The sequence below is a fragment of the Halorientalis persicus genome, from assembly GCF_900110215.1.
GTDB classification, from domain to species: Archaea; Halobacteriota; Halobacteria; order Halobacteriales; family Haloarculaceae; genus Halorientalis; species Halorientalis persica.
Genome location: NZ_FOCX01000002.1, coordinates 13,129 through 27,507 on the forward strand (window position 1 = coordinate 13,129; position 14,379 = coordinate 27,507).

Consider the following 14,379-nt stretch of genomic DNA (forward strand, 5'->3'; position numbering starts at 1 on the left):
GATTTGATGTACCATTCGGGGATGGATGCCCTGCCTATGTGTAGAAATACACAGGCTTAATCCGATATGAACTTGTTGTCCCGCCAGTTGACGCCGTTTGCCCCGTCGTCTTCCTTGGGCTCTTCGACGACGTTGACGGAGGCGGGTCGGTCCTCGCCGTCGACGATGCGGGTCGCGTGGAGTTCGCCGTCGACCGCCACGACGGCGGTCAGCGTCCCCTTCTCGGCGATCTCGGCGATACCGCAGAGTACCTCGAACATCGGGTACTGCAGCGCGGTATTCTGGAGAACGGTTTCGCGGTCGCCCTTGAAACAGGCGTATTCGACGAGTTCTGACTCGATTTCCTCTTCTTCTTCCTCGAGTGTGCCCCACTGCGGGCCGCCACCGCCACTGCCGCCACCGGGGCCACCCGGTCGGTCTTCGGGCTCTTCCTCGTACACCCTGTTTTCCGTGATGCTTGCTTTCAACTGTGCTGTCGGCGTGTACTTGCTCATGCTCTCGTCGGCAGCCACAGCACTGATTATCAGTGTGTTGTTGCGACGAGTGATGTCGATGTCCTCCATCTCCACCGGGAGATCGGGGTCTTCGAAATACTCGTACACGTCTTCGAGCGGCAATTCGAGTGTCGAATGGAGTCTGAATACACGGCTTGTCATGATTTGAATGAGTGGCGGTCGGCTGACACCGGGTCTGTTCGTCGGGATATACGCACCCCAGTCATATATGGCCTGTCCTTCGTGTGACCTATGGAGAGTATGATCCGTGGTAACGGCACCCACGAGACCGCTACGGATAGTTTGCGGCGGTTCCGGATTCGGGGGTTCCGTGACACGAGGGCACGATAACCGATAGGTAACCAGAGAGTTTAGTGTCGCCCCTCCCTACAGACGAATACCAATGAGCGAGGAACACGAGTACGAGGTCGTCGTCGTCGGCGGCGGCCCCGCGGGGCTGACCGCGGCGCTGTACACGACACGACTGGGTCACGACACCGCCGTCATCAACCGCGGCGGCGGCCGGGCAGCGATGATGCAGGACACCCACAACGTCATCGGGATCACCGAGGAGACGTCGGGCAACGAGTTGCTCCAGACGGCCATCGAACAGATCGAGGGGTACGGTGCGGACTACCACCGCGACTTCGTGACCGACGCCGAACACCTCGACGACGGCCGGATCCGGCTGGAGGCGGGCGACGTGACGGCCGTCACCGACCGCGTCGTCCTCGCGACCGGGTTCAGCGACGACCGCCCGGACCCACCGCTCCCGCGGACGGGCGCTGGCCTGCATTACTGTCTGCACTGTGACGCGTATATGTTCGTCGACGAGCCCGTCTACGTGATGGGCCACGGCGAGAGCGCGGCGAAAGTCGCGATGATCATGCTCAACTTCACCGACGAGGTGGACATCTTGACTCGGGGCCACGAGCCCGAGTGGAGCGACGAGACCGCCAAACAGCTCGCCGCACATCCCATCGAGGTGTACGATTCGGACATCCAGGCCATCGAGAAAGAAGACGACGGCTGGCTCAAGGGCTTCGTGTTCGAGGACGGGACCTACGAGGAGTACCGCGGCGGCTTCGCCATGTACGGCTCGGACTACAACAACGACCTCGCCGAGCAACTCGGCGTCGAGTTGAACGACGACGGGACGATCGCAGTCGACGACCACGGGGCGACGAGCGTCGACGGTGTCTACGCGGTCGGCGACGTGGTGCCCGGCCACAACCAGATCCCCGTCGCGATGGGGCAGGGGGCAAAGGCCGGTATCGACATCCACTACGGCCTGCGGCGGTTCCCCATGTCGCTCGACGAGATCGAAGCCCAGGGCGGGATCGACGCCGACGACGCGCCGGCGGTCTCGGACGACCTCCGGGCGTCGGCACAGGCCCATCGGGGCGAGGGCGAAGAGGCGAGCGCGGACGACTGACGGTCGGCCGACCGCAGGGAGGCCGGCGAACGTGCGAGCGGCGACGAATGGAGCCGCGAGTCGGACGGCCCGACTGAAAGGAGAGCCGCCGAACGAGCGAGCGGAGATGGAGAAACCGAGAGACAGCCACTAGGCGAAGCTATTATTCCGGTTCCGTCCGGGTATCGGGCCATGTCCACAGCGTTCCGATCCGCGACCGATCTCGCAGAGGCGATCCGAGCGGGTGAAGTGTCGCCGGTCGAACTGGTCGAGACGTACCTCGACCGCATCGACGACCACAACGACGAGCTGAACGCCTACGTGAACGTACTGAAACAGCGGGCCCGCGAGCAGGCCCGAGAGGCCGAGCAGGCCGTCGAGGCGCGCGCAGACCGGTCGAGCGGGGAGAGTACCGACCCGCGAGACGGCGAGGACCTCGGTCCGCTGCACGGGGTCCCTGTCGCGATCAAGGACCTTCACATGGAGATCGAGGGCGTCCCGCACACCATGGGACTCGCGCCGCTGGCCGACAACGTGGCCGAGGAGTCGAGCCTGATCGTCGAGCGACTGGAAGAAGCCGGCGCGATCCCGCTCGGGACCACCAACACGCCCGAGTTGGGCCACACGATGCAGACGTACAACGAGTTGGTCGGACCGACGGCGACGCCGTTCGATCTCGACTACAACGCCGGCGGGTCCTCCGGCGGGTCGGCGGCGGCGCTGGCCGCGGGATTGGCCCCACTGGCGACCGGCTCGGACGTGGGCGGTTCGCTCCGAAACCCGGCGTCGTGCTGTCACGTGGTCTCGGTGAAGCCGACCTTCGGCCTCGTCCCGAAGGACAACCGACCCGACGCATTCAGTTCCACGACACCGGTCGGGGTCGTCGGGCCGATGGCTCGCACCGTCGACGATCTCGCGCTCATGCTCTCGGTGCTGGTGGGTCAGGACGACAGCGACCCGTTCAGCGTCGTCGCGCCCAGAGACGACTACACGGACGCGACCGACCGTGACGCCAGCGAGTTCGACGTTGCGTTCACGCCGGACCTGGACACCTTCCCGGTGGCCGACACCGTCGCGTCGATCTGTCGTGACGCCGTCGACGCGCTGGCCGAGGCGGGCGCGACTGTCTCCGAAGTCGACGTGGACGGTCCCGACAAGGGGACGCTGAACTACGCGTACGGCACCGAGGCGACCCCGCTGTTCGCCGTCATGGCAGGCTATCTGGAGGCGGAGTACGGCATCGACGTGGCCGGCGACGACGCCGACGACCTCTCCAGTTCGTTCGTCCAGACCGTCGGGATGGGCGAGGGGTACGACGCCGTCGACTACCTGGGGACCAACGAAGTCCGGACGGAGCTGTACGACGCGGTCGAGGCCGTACTGGACGACCACGACGCGCTGGTGATGCCGACGCTCTCGACGCCGCCGCTGACCCACGACGAGCCCTACCCCTCGGAGATCGACGGCGAGCGGGCCGGCGGCCTCCCGATGGACTGGGGCCTCACCTGGCCGTTCAACATGACCGGCCATCCGGTCGTGGCCGCCCCGGCCGGTCTCACCGACGACGGGTTGCCGGTGGGCCTCCAGATCGTCGGGTCGCGGTACGCCGAGGACGACCTGCTGGGGATCGCCGCGGCGCTCGAAGACGCCAATCCGTGGGCCGAGGACTATCCGGACGCGTAAGAAAGGGCGGCGGTCGGCGGATTAATCCGCGGTCGCGCTCGACTCGCCGTCGTCGAGTTTGACGAGTTCCTCGACGCCGGGGATCTCGGCGTCTTCCTCGGTGATGATGTCGATCCGGCGCATGAGTTTGTCGCGGGCGTACTCCACGAGCGGGACGGGGTTGACGTTCTCCTCGAAGTCGGAGACGGTACCCGCGATGTGGGGCATCAGATCCATCAGCACGTCCTGGACGACGGACTCGTCGACCTCGCCGGACTGGACGTAGCCCCGGACCTTCTGCATCCCGAAGCCGACGTGGCGACCCTCGTCGGACCGGATCTTGGCGATACCGTTGACCAGCCCGTTCGAGTCGGGCCAGTCACCCAGCGCGATCTCGTCGCTCCCCTTGTCGCTGAACGCCGACGTGATTCCGTAGTAGCCGGTCTGAGCGAGGACGGACTCGACGCCCAGATGATAGTGACAGTACGCACGAACGCGGTTCTCGGGCGTGTCCTCTTCGAGCAGACGATTCATCGCGTCCTCGGTCTTGTCGAAGACGGCGATGTAGTCGTCGTTGAAGTAGCGCTGATCGGTCGGCTGTGTCACTTCCAGTCCGAGTTCCTCGGCGACCGGATTGAACACCTCACGCCAGTAGCGGTCGAAAAACTGCGTGTGCTTTGCCTCCTCGTAGATCTGGCTGGAGATGAACATCTGGTCGTTGATGTCCGAAAGCACCATCGCCAGCGGCATCAGGTCCTCCGTGACGGCCTCCTCGCCCGCGCCGAAGCGGGCGACGGCCATCCGACTCTCCTCCATCTCGCTCTCGGTCGGCTCGTACTCCAGGAACTTCTCTTTGTCTTCCTCCAGCCCCTCGATTTCGTACGGGTCCCAGTGTCGATAGACGGCGTTCTTGAAATACCCCTGTGCGAACGACTCCGGGTCCAGGCGCATATCCCGGGAAGTGTCCTCCACCTGTGTCATGATCCACAGTACAGTTGGTAGTACACCACATAGCCTCGTTGCAAGAGACTTTAGGCAATTTAAAACAGGGCTGTATAACGGGTGTTTAAGTACCATCCGTCGTGTCACGTTCGGCCGCCAGTGATCGAGACACGTACAACTCCTGTAGCGAGTCGTGGTCGCCGAGATCGATGGCGGGGCGGGTCTCGTCGAGGAGAATTTCACCGTCGTGGAGGACGGTGAGGTGGTCGATCACGTCCTCGAACGCCCCGAGATGGTGCGTCGAAACGACGACGGCGTGGCCCTCGTCGCGGTAGTCGGCCAGCAGATCGAGGAGTTTGGATTTCGACACGTCGTCGAGGTCGCCCATGGGTTCGTCCAGACAGACCACGGGCGAGCGGTTCAGCAGGGACAGGGCCAGGTCGAGTTTCTTCGCGAACCCACCCGAGAGGTCGCCGGCCCGCCGGTCGCGGACACGGTCGAGTCGGAGCGTCGAACAGATCTCCTCGCGCCAGGCGTCGTCGTCGGCCCCGGTCAGCGCGGCGAACACGTCCAGATTCTCCGCGACGGTCAGATCCCGGTAGAAATTGGCTCGCTGGAACCCCGGACCGATCCCCTCGGGCGGCGCGTCGACCGTCCCGCTCGACGGCCGGGTCAACCCGAGCGCGATCCGGAATAGCGTCGTCTTGCCCGAGCCGTTCGGGCCGACGAGCGCGTGGATCGTCCCCGGCACGACCGCCAGATCGACGCCGGATAGCGCCGTCACGTCGCCGTAGGACTTGCTGACGCCGCGCAGTTCGAGGATCGGGTCCTGTTCGGCCCCATCGTCGCCGCCGGTCTCGCCGTCGTCGGTGGATCGCATCATATCGTTCGTTTGTACCGTTCGATGGACAGTTTCAACACGAGCAGAGACACGGCGGTGAACCCGACGAGTCCGAGGACGTAATCCCCGTACATCGCCAGGGGCGTGTCCTTCAGCGTCAGGCTCCGGGTGACGATCATCGAGTAGTGCAGCGGAATCAGGCGCGCGATCTCCCGGCGCACCGAGGAGAAAAAGCCCACCGGGTAGACCAGATTGGAGAAAGTGATCGCTGCCAGCAGGACGGCGACGTTGAGGAATCGCCCGACGGTGTCGAAGTTCGTGAGTATCATGATCGAGGTGCTGATCGCCGCCAGATAGACGAAGGTTAACAGCAGGACCGCGATGGCTCCCGGCGCGAACAGCGTCACCGAGTAATTCAGGTATGCAGCGGCCGCACCGAAGGCGACGGTCGGGACCAGCATGAGGACGGCGAAGTAGCCGATCTTCGTCGCCACGACGGCGTCCAGCGAGGACTCGACGCGCAGGCGGTCCAGTACGTCGCGTTCCCGCGCGAGGTTGTAGGGCAGATACGTGAACGCGAACAGCATGACGATCCCGAGCAGGAAGACGGGAAGCAGATACTCAGAGAGGGAGTGGGTGCCGCCGACGACCTCGCGCCGGACGGTCACGTCGGCGTCGAACTCCCGGTCCAGAGACGCGCCGGCGATGCCCTGGATCGCCTTCGACGGTTGCTCGAACGGGACCATACTCCCGTCGACGATCAGCGTGAACGTGGCGTTTTGCGCCCCCTCGTCGTACAGCCCCGGTGGGACCGCCAGCACGGCGTAGACCCGTTCGCGTTGCAACGCCCGCCGGGCGGCCGAGGTGTTCTCGTACACTCGGGGCTCGGAAAACAGCGTCAGTCCGCCCTCGACGAGCGCGATCTCGTCGTCCGTGACCGACTCGTTCTCGGCGACGACGCCGACCGGTGCGTCTTCGGGGATCACGGTGCCGAAGGCGGCCGTCGTCGTCGCGAAGAAGGCCGGCAGGACCAAGAGCAGAAAGCAAAGCGTCACCAGCCGATGTCGCGACCAGACGACCTCCTTTCGCAACAGCGACAGAATGTCCATCGACGGCGGGCTATCGAATCGGGGGGACTTGAGATTGACGGGGACCGGAACCGCGATCCTCGTTCTACCGTGGGGCCGGGATCGCGTATGACCCCGAGTCACTCTCCGCGCCAGGGCCGGGACCGGACGACGGACCGCCAGCGGTCGTCTCGCCGCGCTGGCCGAACGACCCGAGGAGCCGGGCGAACGGTTCGACGGTGGACTGGATCGCCTCGGCGACGGTGTCGCTGTCGACTTCGATCCGCATGACGGCGTCGGCCCCGTCCTGGTTCACCTCGACGGAATCGTAGACAGAGACGACACTCTCGTTGGTGGCGTTGTTCTTGGCCCTGACGACGCCGGCGTCGACCAGGTTCGTCAGGTCGCCGGCCGTGTCCTCGCCGTTCGTTCCGAACCGGGTCTCGAACCCGATGGCGTCACCGTCGGTGTAGTACGAACCGGCGACAGTGTGGGTGTCCTCGAAGAGATCACGCACCTGCTCGCGGGAGTAACCGCCGGCGGTCCCGGGGAGCGTGCTGTCGTTGATGTCGGATTTCTCCAGCGAAGTGGCGAACTGAATGTATCCGTCCCGGGTGTTCCGGTAGGTTTCCCGGAGGTCGCCCGAGACCGGGTCGGACGCACCGCGGTCGACGTCGATGGCGTCCTCGACCGCCGCCTCGGTGCCCATGACGTACAGACCCTCGCCGAGCACGCCGAGGAGTTCCGCCTGCCCGTCGTCCGCTGACTCGTTGACGTATACCGTGTAGCCCTCGTAGGTCGTCTCCGACAGGTCGCTGTCGTTCCGGACGGTCTCGACGAACTCCGAGTTGTCCCACGCCGAATCGACGACGACACCGTAGTACTCGTCGCCCGATTCGTTGCCGGCCGTCGACCCGTAGATCATGACGCTGTGCAGTTTCGAGAGCGCGAGTTCGTCCTCGCCGGTCTCGTTGTCGTACTCGGCCATCAGTTCTCCGTAGTCCGCGGGCCCTTCGTAGGACGCCTGGGCCGCGAACGGTTCCAGCGTGGCGTTGATCATACGCTTGGTCGTCGGATCGGAGACGACACTGGGGTCGACGTACACCACGGTATCGGCCTCGCCTGGCACGCGGTCGATCATCTCGTCGCCGCCGTCGAGAACGGGGAGGAAGCCACCGAGGGCGAGCGCCGTCAGGACGGTGCCCCCGGCGAGGAACACGCCGACGATCTTCAGCTTGTTCGCCAGTACCGTCTCGGCGAGCGCCATCACACCACCTCCGCCGACCGCACAGTCCGGGCGCGGTCGGCCCGCGGTGGGCGACAGGACACGCGAGTATCCAAAAGCATACTTACATATCCCCGACAACAGGATAAAGAAGTTTTCGGCGATTCCAGAGGCGAGACGGGCCTCGACGGCGGCTTAGTCGTGACGGCCCTTGAGCGAGTGCTTGTCGGTCTTGCCCACGTCGGTCGTCGGGACTTCGTCGACGATGTTGATCTCCTCGGGCATGGCCTGTTTCGGCACTTTGCCTTCGAGGTGGTCACGGATGTCGTCCTCGGTGAGGTCGCCGTCGTAGTTCGGGTCGGGTTCGACGTAGACGACGACGATCTCGCTGCCGGGCCGGTCAGGGTCGGGTGCGCCGATGGTCGCCGGGCGGTGGACGCCCGGATGCGAGAACAGAACCTCGTCGACCTCCTCGGAGTAGACCTTCAGCCCGGAGACGTTGATCATGTTCTTGACGCGATCGACGATGTAGAAACGACCTTTGGCGTCGATCTTGGCCACGTCGCCGGTCGCGACGAACCCGTCCTTGTCGAACGGGGACTTGCTCTCGTCGAGGTAGCCCTTCATCCGCTGGGGGCCGTTGAGGTACATCTCGCCTTCGAGTTCCTCGTCGATGGCTTTCTGGAGCGGGATCTCCTCGCCGCTGTCCACGTCGACGAGTTTGACCTCGGTATCGGGCACCGGCACGCCGATGGTCGGCATATCGAACCCTTCCTCGCGGGTGTCCTCACCCAGCAGCATATCCTGCAGTCCGCGTGTGTTGAAGTGGGTGACCGGCGACATCTCCGAGAGCCCGAATCCCTGAGAGACGCCCTTGGATTTCTCCTCGAACTGCTCTTTGGTCTCGGTGGCCAGCGGCGCGGACCCGGAGAGGCCGACCACGTCCTGGTCGAGGTCCTCGTTGACGATCTCCATGAACTGCGTCGGGACGCCGAGCATGATGAGGGGTTCCCGTTCCTCGATCAGGTCGACCATCATCTCCGTGTCCCGGGCGTCGGGCACCATCAGAATCTCCAGCCCGAGTTCGATCAGCGAGTGCTGGACCGAGTAGCCGTAGGCGTGGTACATCGGCAGCGCCATCACGGCACCCTCGTCGCCGCGCATCATGTCCGCCATCCGAGACTGGGCGGCGTTTGCCTGCAAGGCGTTGGCCACCAGATTCCGGTGAGTGAGCTGACAGCCCTTCGGGAGGCCGGTCGTGCCACCCGTAAAGAGCAGGGTGTGCACGTCCTCCGCCACGTCGAATTCGACCTCGGGCGGGTTCGGCTCGGTCGACTCGATCACGTCCGAGAGCCACTCGACGCCCGCCACGTCCTCGTGGTCCTCGGGCGGACTCTCGCCGTAGTCGTCGACAGTGGTGAGGATGACGTTGTCCAGATCCAGTTCCTCTTTCAGGCTCATGATGAGGTCGCGGTGTTTGTCCTGCCCGATGAGGACCTCGGGCTCGCCCTGTTCGAGCCGGTAGATCAGGTCCTCCTCGGCGTCGAGGAAGTCGTTCGGGATGTGGACCCCCCCGGCCCGGGAGATGGCGTTCTCCGCGAGGACGAACTGGATCGAGGTCGGCAACACGGTGGCCACGCGACTGCCCTTCTCGACCCCCCGGTCGCGAAGCGCCGTGGCCAGCCGTTCGACGTCGTCGACCAGTTCCGGATACGTGTACTTCCGGCCCAGCTGGACGAGCCCCTGCTCGGGGTACTCCTCGGCCGAATCATAGAGGAACTGGTGAACCGGCTGGTCGGGGTACGGTTCGAGCGACTCCGGCACGCCGAACTGCTCGTACTCGACGAACCACGGTTTCTCGGGTAGCTCGGTTGCGTCTGACATCTACGTTTATTTCTCATCCCCCGTGGCTTAAATCCGCATGATTAGCCACCAACGACTGCCCGTTTACCGGATACCCCTGACTTTTTCGGCGTTTCAATGACGATCGGGGGGGAACCTGTCAGCCCGAGAAGGTTGCGCCGATCACGACGAGGTTCCAGGTCGTCAGTCCCACGCCGAGAACCGAGAGCGCGAGCGGCACGCCGACGTTGTGCGGGTGGTCGACGGAGCGCCAGACGGCGTACGCGACCGCGAACGCGACGATCTTGAGTCCGACGAGTCCCAAGAGCCCGTACGCGCCCGCCGCCCACCCGACGACCGGACTTCCCTCGGCGACGGGACCGGCCAACTGCGTCGTCGCCGTCGTGAGCACGTCACCGATCCCGTAGAAGGTGATCGACAGCCACCAGAGCCAGGACCGCATCTCGACGAACCCGTCGAGGGGTGACACGACCGCCGAATTCTCCATCGCTACCCTACCGAGGCAAAGCGGAGCCGAATACCTTTGGATCGGCTCAGCGGGACAGGGACCGTCAGTCGTCGGCGGCCGCGCCAGTCGTCCCCTCGACCTCCTCGTCGATGCTGGGCGGGTACTGCCCGCGATCCAGCACGAGGTCGGACTGCGGTCGCGCCATGCAGGTCAGGGCGTACTCCTCTTTCTCCTCGTCGGTGAAGCCGTGGGCCGCCGGCTGTGTGACCTCTCCTTCGACGATCTTGGCCGAGCAGGCCAGACACATTCCCACCCGGCAGGAGTACTCCTGAGCGATCCCCTCCTCGATGCACCGGCGGAGGATCGTCTCTTTCTCCGAGACCGTGATCTGCTCTCCCGTCCCCACGAATTCGACGGTGTAATCGGTCATGCTCCTCGATTGGGCACCACCTATCAAAGGTCTTTATCCCACAATCCGTCCCATCGGAAAGGACAGGACGGGAATAAAGAGTTTTCTCGGTGGGGCAATCAGGGGCGGACATGGCTACACAGGAGTCCGACACCGACGATTCGAGCGTCGGTGGCGGGACCCGGACGTACGACATCGTCGTAGTGGGGGCGGGCACGTCAGGGTGTTACGCGGCCGCGACCGCCGCACGCGAAGGGCTCGACGTCGTCATCGTCGAGCGCAAGTCCGAGCAGGAAGCCGGACACATCGCGTGCGGGGACGCACTGAAAGGGGCGGACAAGTTCCCGGACAGCATTCCGAAATCCCAGATCGAACCGGCCTTTACCAACACCGTCGTGGATCACGGGCGCTTCGAGATTCCCTCGGAGGACGCGGTGCTCGACATCCCTGTGCCGGGCGAACTCGCCGTCATCGACCGCTGGGAGTACGGCCGCCTGCTGATCGAGGGTGCCGAGAAGGCGGGCGTCGAATTCCACTACGACACGGTCGTCAAAGACGTGCGTCAGGACGAGACCGGGCGCGTGACCGGCGTCGACGCGATGCGCCAGGGCGAGCCGATCACCTACGAGGCCGACGTGACCATCGACGCCGCGGGTGCGCTGTCGATCCTGCAGGACAACGCCGACCTCTCGGCGGCCACCTTCGACACCAACGTCCAGTACTCGCAGTTCTCCTCGGGCTACCGCGAGATCATCGAGGTCGACGAGCCCGTAGACTGGTCCGACGCCCTCGTGTTCAAGCCGACCAAGCGCGCGTCGGGTTACCTCTGGTACTTCCCGCGGACCGCCACGGAGATCAACGTCGGTCTGGGGTTCCAGATGAACGAGGAGCCGATGCAACTGGTCGAGGACCTCAGAGCGGACATCGAGAACCGGCCGGAGTTCCAGAACGCCCGCGTCACGGACAAACTCGGCGCGGCGCTGCCGACCCGCCGGCCCTACGACTCGGCGGTCGCGCCCGGCTTCCTCGCGGTCGGCGACGCCGCCGGCCACGTCAACCCGACGACGGGCGGTGGCATCGCCGGCGCGGCCTACGCCGGGCAGTACGCGGCCGAAGAGGCCATCGACGCGATCAGCGACGGCGACCTCGGCGAGGGCGCGCTCTGGGAGTACAACAGCCGCATCATGGATCACTTCGGCGGGCGCTACGCCGCCCTGGACGTGTACAACATCTTCACGACCGCCTACGATCTGGACGACCTGATGGCGCTTTTGGCGGCGATGCCGGGCGAGCAACTCGCGGAAGCGCTCTACGAGGGGTCGACCGACATCAGTCTGCCCCTGAAGGTCAAGACGGCGATCAAGACCTTCGGCCACTGGAAGACGATCTACGATCTCTACCAGACGAAGAACCTCGCCGACCGACTGCTCTCTCACTACGATGACTACCCCAGTTCCCCCGACGGGTTCGAGTCCTGGCGCGCCGACCGGGACGACGTGATGGACGAGATCTACGAGACGACCGGGGCCGAACCGAAGTACTGAGGCCGCGAGACCCGCTCTCCGTCGGTATTACTTAAACCCCCGTCGATCAATCGCTCAAGATTTATCAGTCCGAACGAGAAACAGATGAGACACAACGGGGACGGTACCTACGTGGGCACGTGGTGCTGTGCGGGTTCGACGGTGGGTTCCGTCCCGGTGGGGGACAACGATGAACGCAAAAGCACTATTCACGGACGAATCGGCCGTGTCACCGGTCATCGGCGTCGTGCTGATGGTCGCGATCACCGTGTTGCTGGCAGCGACGGCCGCAACCTTCTTCCTGAGTATCGGGCAGCAAAACGACACGACGAAGCCCAACGCGGCGATCGTCTTCGACTACGAGCAGGACACCAGCACGATCAACGGGGACGAGTATCGCAACGACAACCTGCAGGTCGGCCACGATAGCGGCGAAACGATCGAGGCGAAGAACCTCGACGTGGTGATCCAGAGCGCGAAGACGTACGAGAAAACATCACCGTCCAACGTCGACGAGAACGGCCTCAACGAGCGGTTCCAGTGGGACGAGTTCGACTCGAAGATCAACGACAACGACGAGGTCTCCGGCGGCGAGAGCGTGACGCTGAAAGCGGACAGCGAGCCGATCCCGGATCAGGACGCACTCAACCTCGAAGGTTCGACGGTCAAGGTCGTCTGGGACGATCCGGGGAGCAAGTCGACGTTCACGCTGAACACCTGGACGAACTGAGGCCGCGACCGCTTTTCCGATTTTTCGACTCAGGGAGCCTCGCGTCCGAGGTGCGTGATCGTGTCGGCCAGCACGGCGACGCCGACGGGCAGGGAGTCCTCGTCCACGTCGAACGTCGCGGTGTGGTGGCCGCCGGGGTGGTCGGTGCCGACACAGACGAACGCGGCCTTGCCGCCCCGATCCTGGACGTGGCGCATGAGGTAGGTCGCGTCCTCGCTGCCACCCAGGTCGTCGTGGCGCAGGACCGACTCGACGCCCTCGGTGCGGCCGGCGACGGCTTCGACCACGTCGACGAGTTCGGGGTCGTTCTCGGCGCTGGGGGCCTGGCCGCTGGTGTCGATCCCGACCTCGCAGTCGTGCATGGCGGCGGCCTGATCGAGCACTCGGTCGGCGCGGTCGCGCATATACTCCATCAGCGCGGTGGTCTCGCCGCGGACCTCGCCCTCGATGTAGGCCTGTTCGGGGACGATGTTCGCGGCGGTTCCGCCGCCCACGTCGCCGGCGTTGACGCGGGTCGCGCCGTCCTCGTGGCGGGGGATCGCGTAGAGATTCTGGACGGCGGTGGCCATCGCCTGGACGGCGTTGCGGCCCTCCGCCGGGTGGCCGCCGGCGTGGGAGCCTTCGCCCCCGAACTCGGCGCGGAAGTGACTCACCGCGAGAAAACCCTCGATACCCGCGACGACCTGGCCGGTCGGATGATCGAGACCGATGTGGAGCGCCAGCAGATAGTCCACGTCGTCGATGTGGCCGCTCTCGGCCATCGGGGCCGCGCCGCCGACCACCTCCTCGGCGGGCTGGAAGAGCACGTTGAGTCGGCCGGCGAAGTCCCGATCCGAGAGGGCCTCGAGGACGCCCAGCCCGATGGTCGCGTGGGCGTCGTGACCGCAGGCGTGCATCGCGCCGGTCTCCGAGCGGAAGCCCGCGGCCGCAGGGTGGTGGTCGGGGTCGTCGGACTCCTCGCGGGGCAGACCGTCGATGTCGACCCGGAGGGCGACGGTGGGGCCCGCTCGGTCCCCGTCGAGAACGGCGATCGCACCGGTGTGGCCGCCGTCGAGGCGGTCGAGGCGGTCGGGGTCGACGCCGGCGTCGCGGGCGCGGTCGCGCCACGCGTCGAAATCGGCATCGGCGGGCAGGCCCATCCGGGCGTCGGCGTCGAGTGCGTCGGGGCCGACGAACAGGTCGTCGACGCCGATCCGGTCGAGTTCCTCGACGATCCGGGCGGTGGTCCAGAACTCCCGCCAGGCGGGTTCGGGGTGGCGGTGAAACTCGCGGCGGAGCGAGACGAGGCGGTCGCGGTCGACGGGGTGCATACCCACACGAGCACCGCGGCGGACTTAAGGAATCAGTTCATCTGGCGGCGCTGTTCGATCTCGGCGGAGACGTGGACGCCGTCGGGGAAGTCGCCTTCGGCGACCGAGCGGGCGAACTCGTCGTGGCCGACGATCTCGATGGTCCGGGTGTAGACGGTGTAGGTCCAGGGCTGGAAGCGGTCGCCGTCGTCGGCGAGGCGTTTGCACTGGGGGACGTTGAGGTCTCGCGTCGGCTCTGCGTGTGGCCCTTTCAGTTCGACGCCCTTGCGTGCGGCGGTCTCCTTGATCGTGGTGACCACGTCCTCGAGGCGGTGGCGATCGCCGCTTTCGAGCGTGAGCTTCGTGACGAACGGCATATATCTCGTCGAGCACGGCGACGGGCAAAAACCCATCTCTCCGGCATCGCCCCGACCCGGGACCGTGATCCCTCCGATATTCTCTTAAGTACTGG

14 protein-coding genes are annotated in these 14,379 nt (G+C 65.3%); 4 read left to right on the forward strand and 10 right to left on the reverse strand.

The genetic code is table 11. The features are described 5' to 3' along the window. Positions 1–56 precede the first annotated feature (56 nt). Positions 57–656, reverse strand: coding sequence for a DUF7110 family protein (locus BMX17_RS02120; RefSeq protein ID WP_092657168.1), 600 nt, complete (start codon positions 654–656; stop codon positions 57–59). 241 nt (positions 657–897) lie between these two features. On the opposite strand from BMX17_RS02120, the gene BMX17_RS02125 reads away from it, so the two are divergent. Both BMX17_RS02125 and BMX17_RS02130 read left to right on the forward strand, forming a co-directional pair. Further along, positions 898–1,929, forward strand: a complete 1,032-nt coding sequence (locus tag BMX17_RS02125; protein WP_092657170.1) for an NAD(P)/FAD-dependent oxidoreductase — start codon at positions 898–900, stop codon at positions 1,927–1,929. 171 nt (positions 1,930–2,100) lie between these two features. After that, positions 2,101–3,591, forward strand: coding sequence for an amidase (locus BMX17_RS02130; protein WP_092657172.1), 1,491 nt, complete (start codon positions 2,101–2,103; stop codon positions 3,589–3,591). A 21-nt stretch (positions 3,592–3,612) separates the two neighbouring features. Here BMX17_RS02130 and BMX17_RS02135 read toward each other — a convergent pair whose 3' ends face one another. The 7 genes from BMX17_RS02135 to BMX17_RS02165 form a co-directional block, all read right to left on the reverse strand. Further along, on the reverse strand, positions 3,613–4,551 hold the full coding sequence (locus BMX17_RS02135; RefSeq protein ID WP_211611268.1) for a ferritin family protein: 939 nt from the start codon (positions 4,549–4,551) through the stop codon (positions 3,613–3,615). Positions 4,552–4,636: 85 nt separating this feature from the next. Continuing rightward, entirely contained in the window at positions 4,637–5,392 is a 756-nt protein-coding gene (locus tag BMX17_RS02140; RefSeq protein ID WP_092657174.1) for an ABC transporter ATP-binding protein, read from the reverse strand. Next, the gene (locus BMX17_RS02145) at positions 5,392–6,462 is read right to left on the reverse strand and encodes an ABC transporter permease (protein WP_092657177.1); all 1,071 of its coding nucleotides are present in this window, start codon (positions 6,460–6,462) and stop codon (positions 5,392–5,394) included. The genes BMX17_RS02140 and BMX17_RS02145 overlap by 1 nt, the downstream gene beginning before the upstream one ends. 64 nt (positions 6,463–6,526) lie before the next feature. Continuing rightward, positions 6,527–7,687 carry a hypothetical protein gene (locus BMX17_RS02150; RefSeq protein ID WP_092657179.1) on the reverse strand — a complete coding sequence of 387 codons (1,161 nt, stop codon included), beginning with the start codon at positions 7,685–7,687 and terminating at the stop codon, positions 6,527–6,529. A gap of 153 nt (positions 7,688–7,840) precedes the next feature. After that, positions 7,841–9,529: an AMP-binding protein gene (locus tag BMX17_RS02155; protein WP_092657180.1), complete on the reverse strand. Its 1,689-nt coding sequence runs from the start codon at positions 9,527–9,529 to the stop codon at positions 7,841–7,843. A 118-nt stretch (positions 9,530–9,647) separates the two neighbouring features. Continuing rightward, positions 9,648–9,995, reverse strand: coding sequence for a DUF5658 family protein (locus tag BMX17_RS02160; protein WP_092657185.1), 348 nt, complete (start codon positions 9,993–9,995; stop codon positions 9,648–9,650). 64 nt (positions 9,996–10,059) lie between these two features. Further along, positions 10,060–10,386 carry a 2Fe-2S iron-sulfur cluster-binding protein gene (locus BMX17_RS02165; protein ID WP_092657187.1) on the reverse strand — a complete coding sequence of 109 codons (327 nt, stop codon included), beginning with the start codon at positions 10,384–10,386 and terminating at the stop codon, positions 10,060–10,062. 110 nt (positions 10,387–10,496) lie between these two features. On the opposite strand from BMX17_RS02165, the gene BMX17_RS02170 reads away from it, so the two are divergent. Together BMX17_RS02170 and BMX17_RS02175 are read left to right on the forward strand one after the other, a co-directional pair. Beyond that, on the forward strand, positions 10,497–11,909 hold the full coding sequence (locus BMX17_RS02170; RefSeq protein ID WP_092657189.1) for a geranylgeranyl reductase family protein: 1,413 nt from the start codon (positions 10,497–10,499) through the stop codon (positions 11,907–11,909). A gap of 169 nt (positions 11,910–12,078) precedes the next feature. Then, positions 12,079–12,618 carry a type IV pilin domain-containing protein gene (locus tag BMX17_RS02175; protein ID WP_092657191.1) on the forward strand — a complete coding sequence of 180 codons (540 nt, stop codon included), beginning with the start codon at positions 12,079–12,081 and terminating at the stop codon, positions 12,616–12,618. Between the two features lie 29 nt (positions 12,619–12,647). On the opposite strand, the gene BMX17_RS02180 is transcribed toward BMX17_RS02175, so the two are convergent. Beyond that, the gene (locus tag BMX17_RS02180; protein ID WP_092657193.1) at positions 12,648–13,928 is read right to left on the reverse strand and encodes an amidohydrolase; all 1,281 of its coding nucleotides are present in this window, start codon (positions 13,926–13,928) and stop codon (positions 12,648–12,650) included. A 32-nt stretch (positions 13,929–13,960) separates the two neighbouring features. Further along, a complete protein-coding gene (locus BMX17_RS02185) occupies positions 13,961–14,284 on the reverse strand; it encodes an uS10/mL48 family ribosomal protein (RefSeq protein ID WP_092657195.1) in 324 nt (107 codons plus the stop codon). Positions 14,285–14,379 lie beyond the last annotated feature (95 nt).

Bases quoted from the DNA above. Each gene is read 5' to 3' on its own strand.
- BMX17_RS02170 (WP_092657189.1), top strand. From the start codon at position 10,497: ATGGCTACACAGGAGTCCGACACCGACGATTCGAGCGTCGGTGGCGGG.
- BMX17_RS02125 (WP_092657170.1), top strand. From the start codon at position 898: ATGAGCGAGGAACACGAGTACGAGGTCGTCGTCGTCGGCGGCGGCCCC.
- BMX17_RS02150 (WP_092657179.1), bottom strand. From the start codon at position 7,687: ATGGCGCTCGCCGAGACGGTACTGGCGAACAAGCTGAAGATCGTCGGC.
- BMX17_RS02120 (WP_092657168.1), bottom strand. From the start codon at position 656: ATGACAAGCCGTGTATTCAGACTCCATTCGACACTCGAATTGCCGCTC.
- BMX17_RS02135 (WP_211611268.1), bottom strand. From the start codon at position 4,551: ATGACACAGGTGGAGGACACTTCCCGGGATATGCGCCTGGACCCGGAG.
- BMX17_RS02160 (WP_092657185.1), bottom strand. From the start codon at position 9,995: ATGGAGAATTCGGCGGTCGTGTCACCCCTCGACGGGTTCGTCGAGATG.
- BMX17_RS02180 (WP_092657193.1), bottom strand. From the start codon at position 13,928: ATGCACCCCGTCGACCGCGACCGCCTCGTCTCGCTCCGCCGCGAGTTT.
- BMX17_RS02165 (WP_092657187.1), bottom strand. From the start codon at position 10,386: ATGACCGATTACACCGTCGAATTCGTGGGGACGGGAGAGCAGATCACG.
- BMX17_RS02145 (WP_092657177.1), bottom strand. From the start codon at position 6,462: ATGGACATTCTGTCGCTGTTGCGAAAGGAGGTCGTCTGGTCGCGACAT.
- BMX17_RS02175 (WP_092657191.1), top strand. From the start codon at position 12,079: ATGAACGCAAAAGCACTATTCACGGACGAATCGGCCGTGTCACCGGTC.
- BMX17_RS02185 (WP_092657195.1), bottom strand. From the start codon at position 14,284: ATGCCGTTCGTCACGAAGCTCACGCTCGAAAGCGGCGATCGCCACCGC.
- BMX17_RS02140 (WP_092657174.1), bottom strand. From the start codon at position 5,392: ATGCGATCCACCGACGACGGCGAGACCGGCGGCGACGATGGGGCCGAA.
- BMX17_RS02155 (WP_092657180.1), bottom strand. From the start codon at position 9,529: ATGTCAGACGCAACCGAGCTACCCGAGAAACCGTGGTTCGTCGAGTAC.
- BMX17_RS02130 (WP_092657172.1), top strand. From the start codon at position 2,101: ATGTCCACAGCGTTCCGATCCGCGACCGATCTCGCAGAGGCGATCCGA.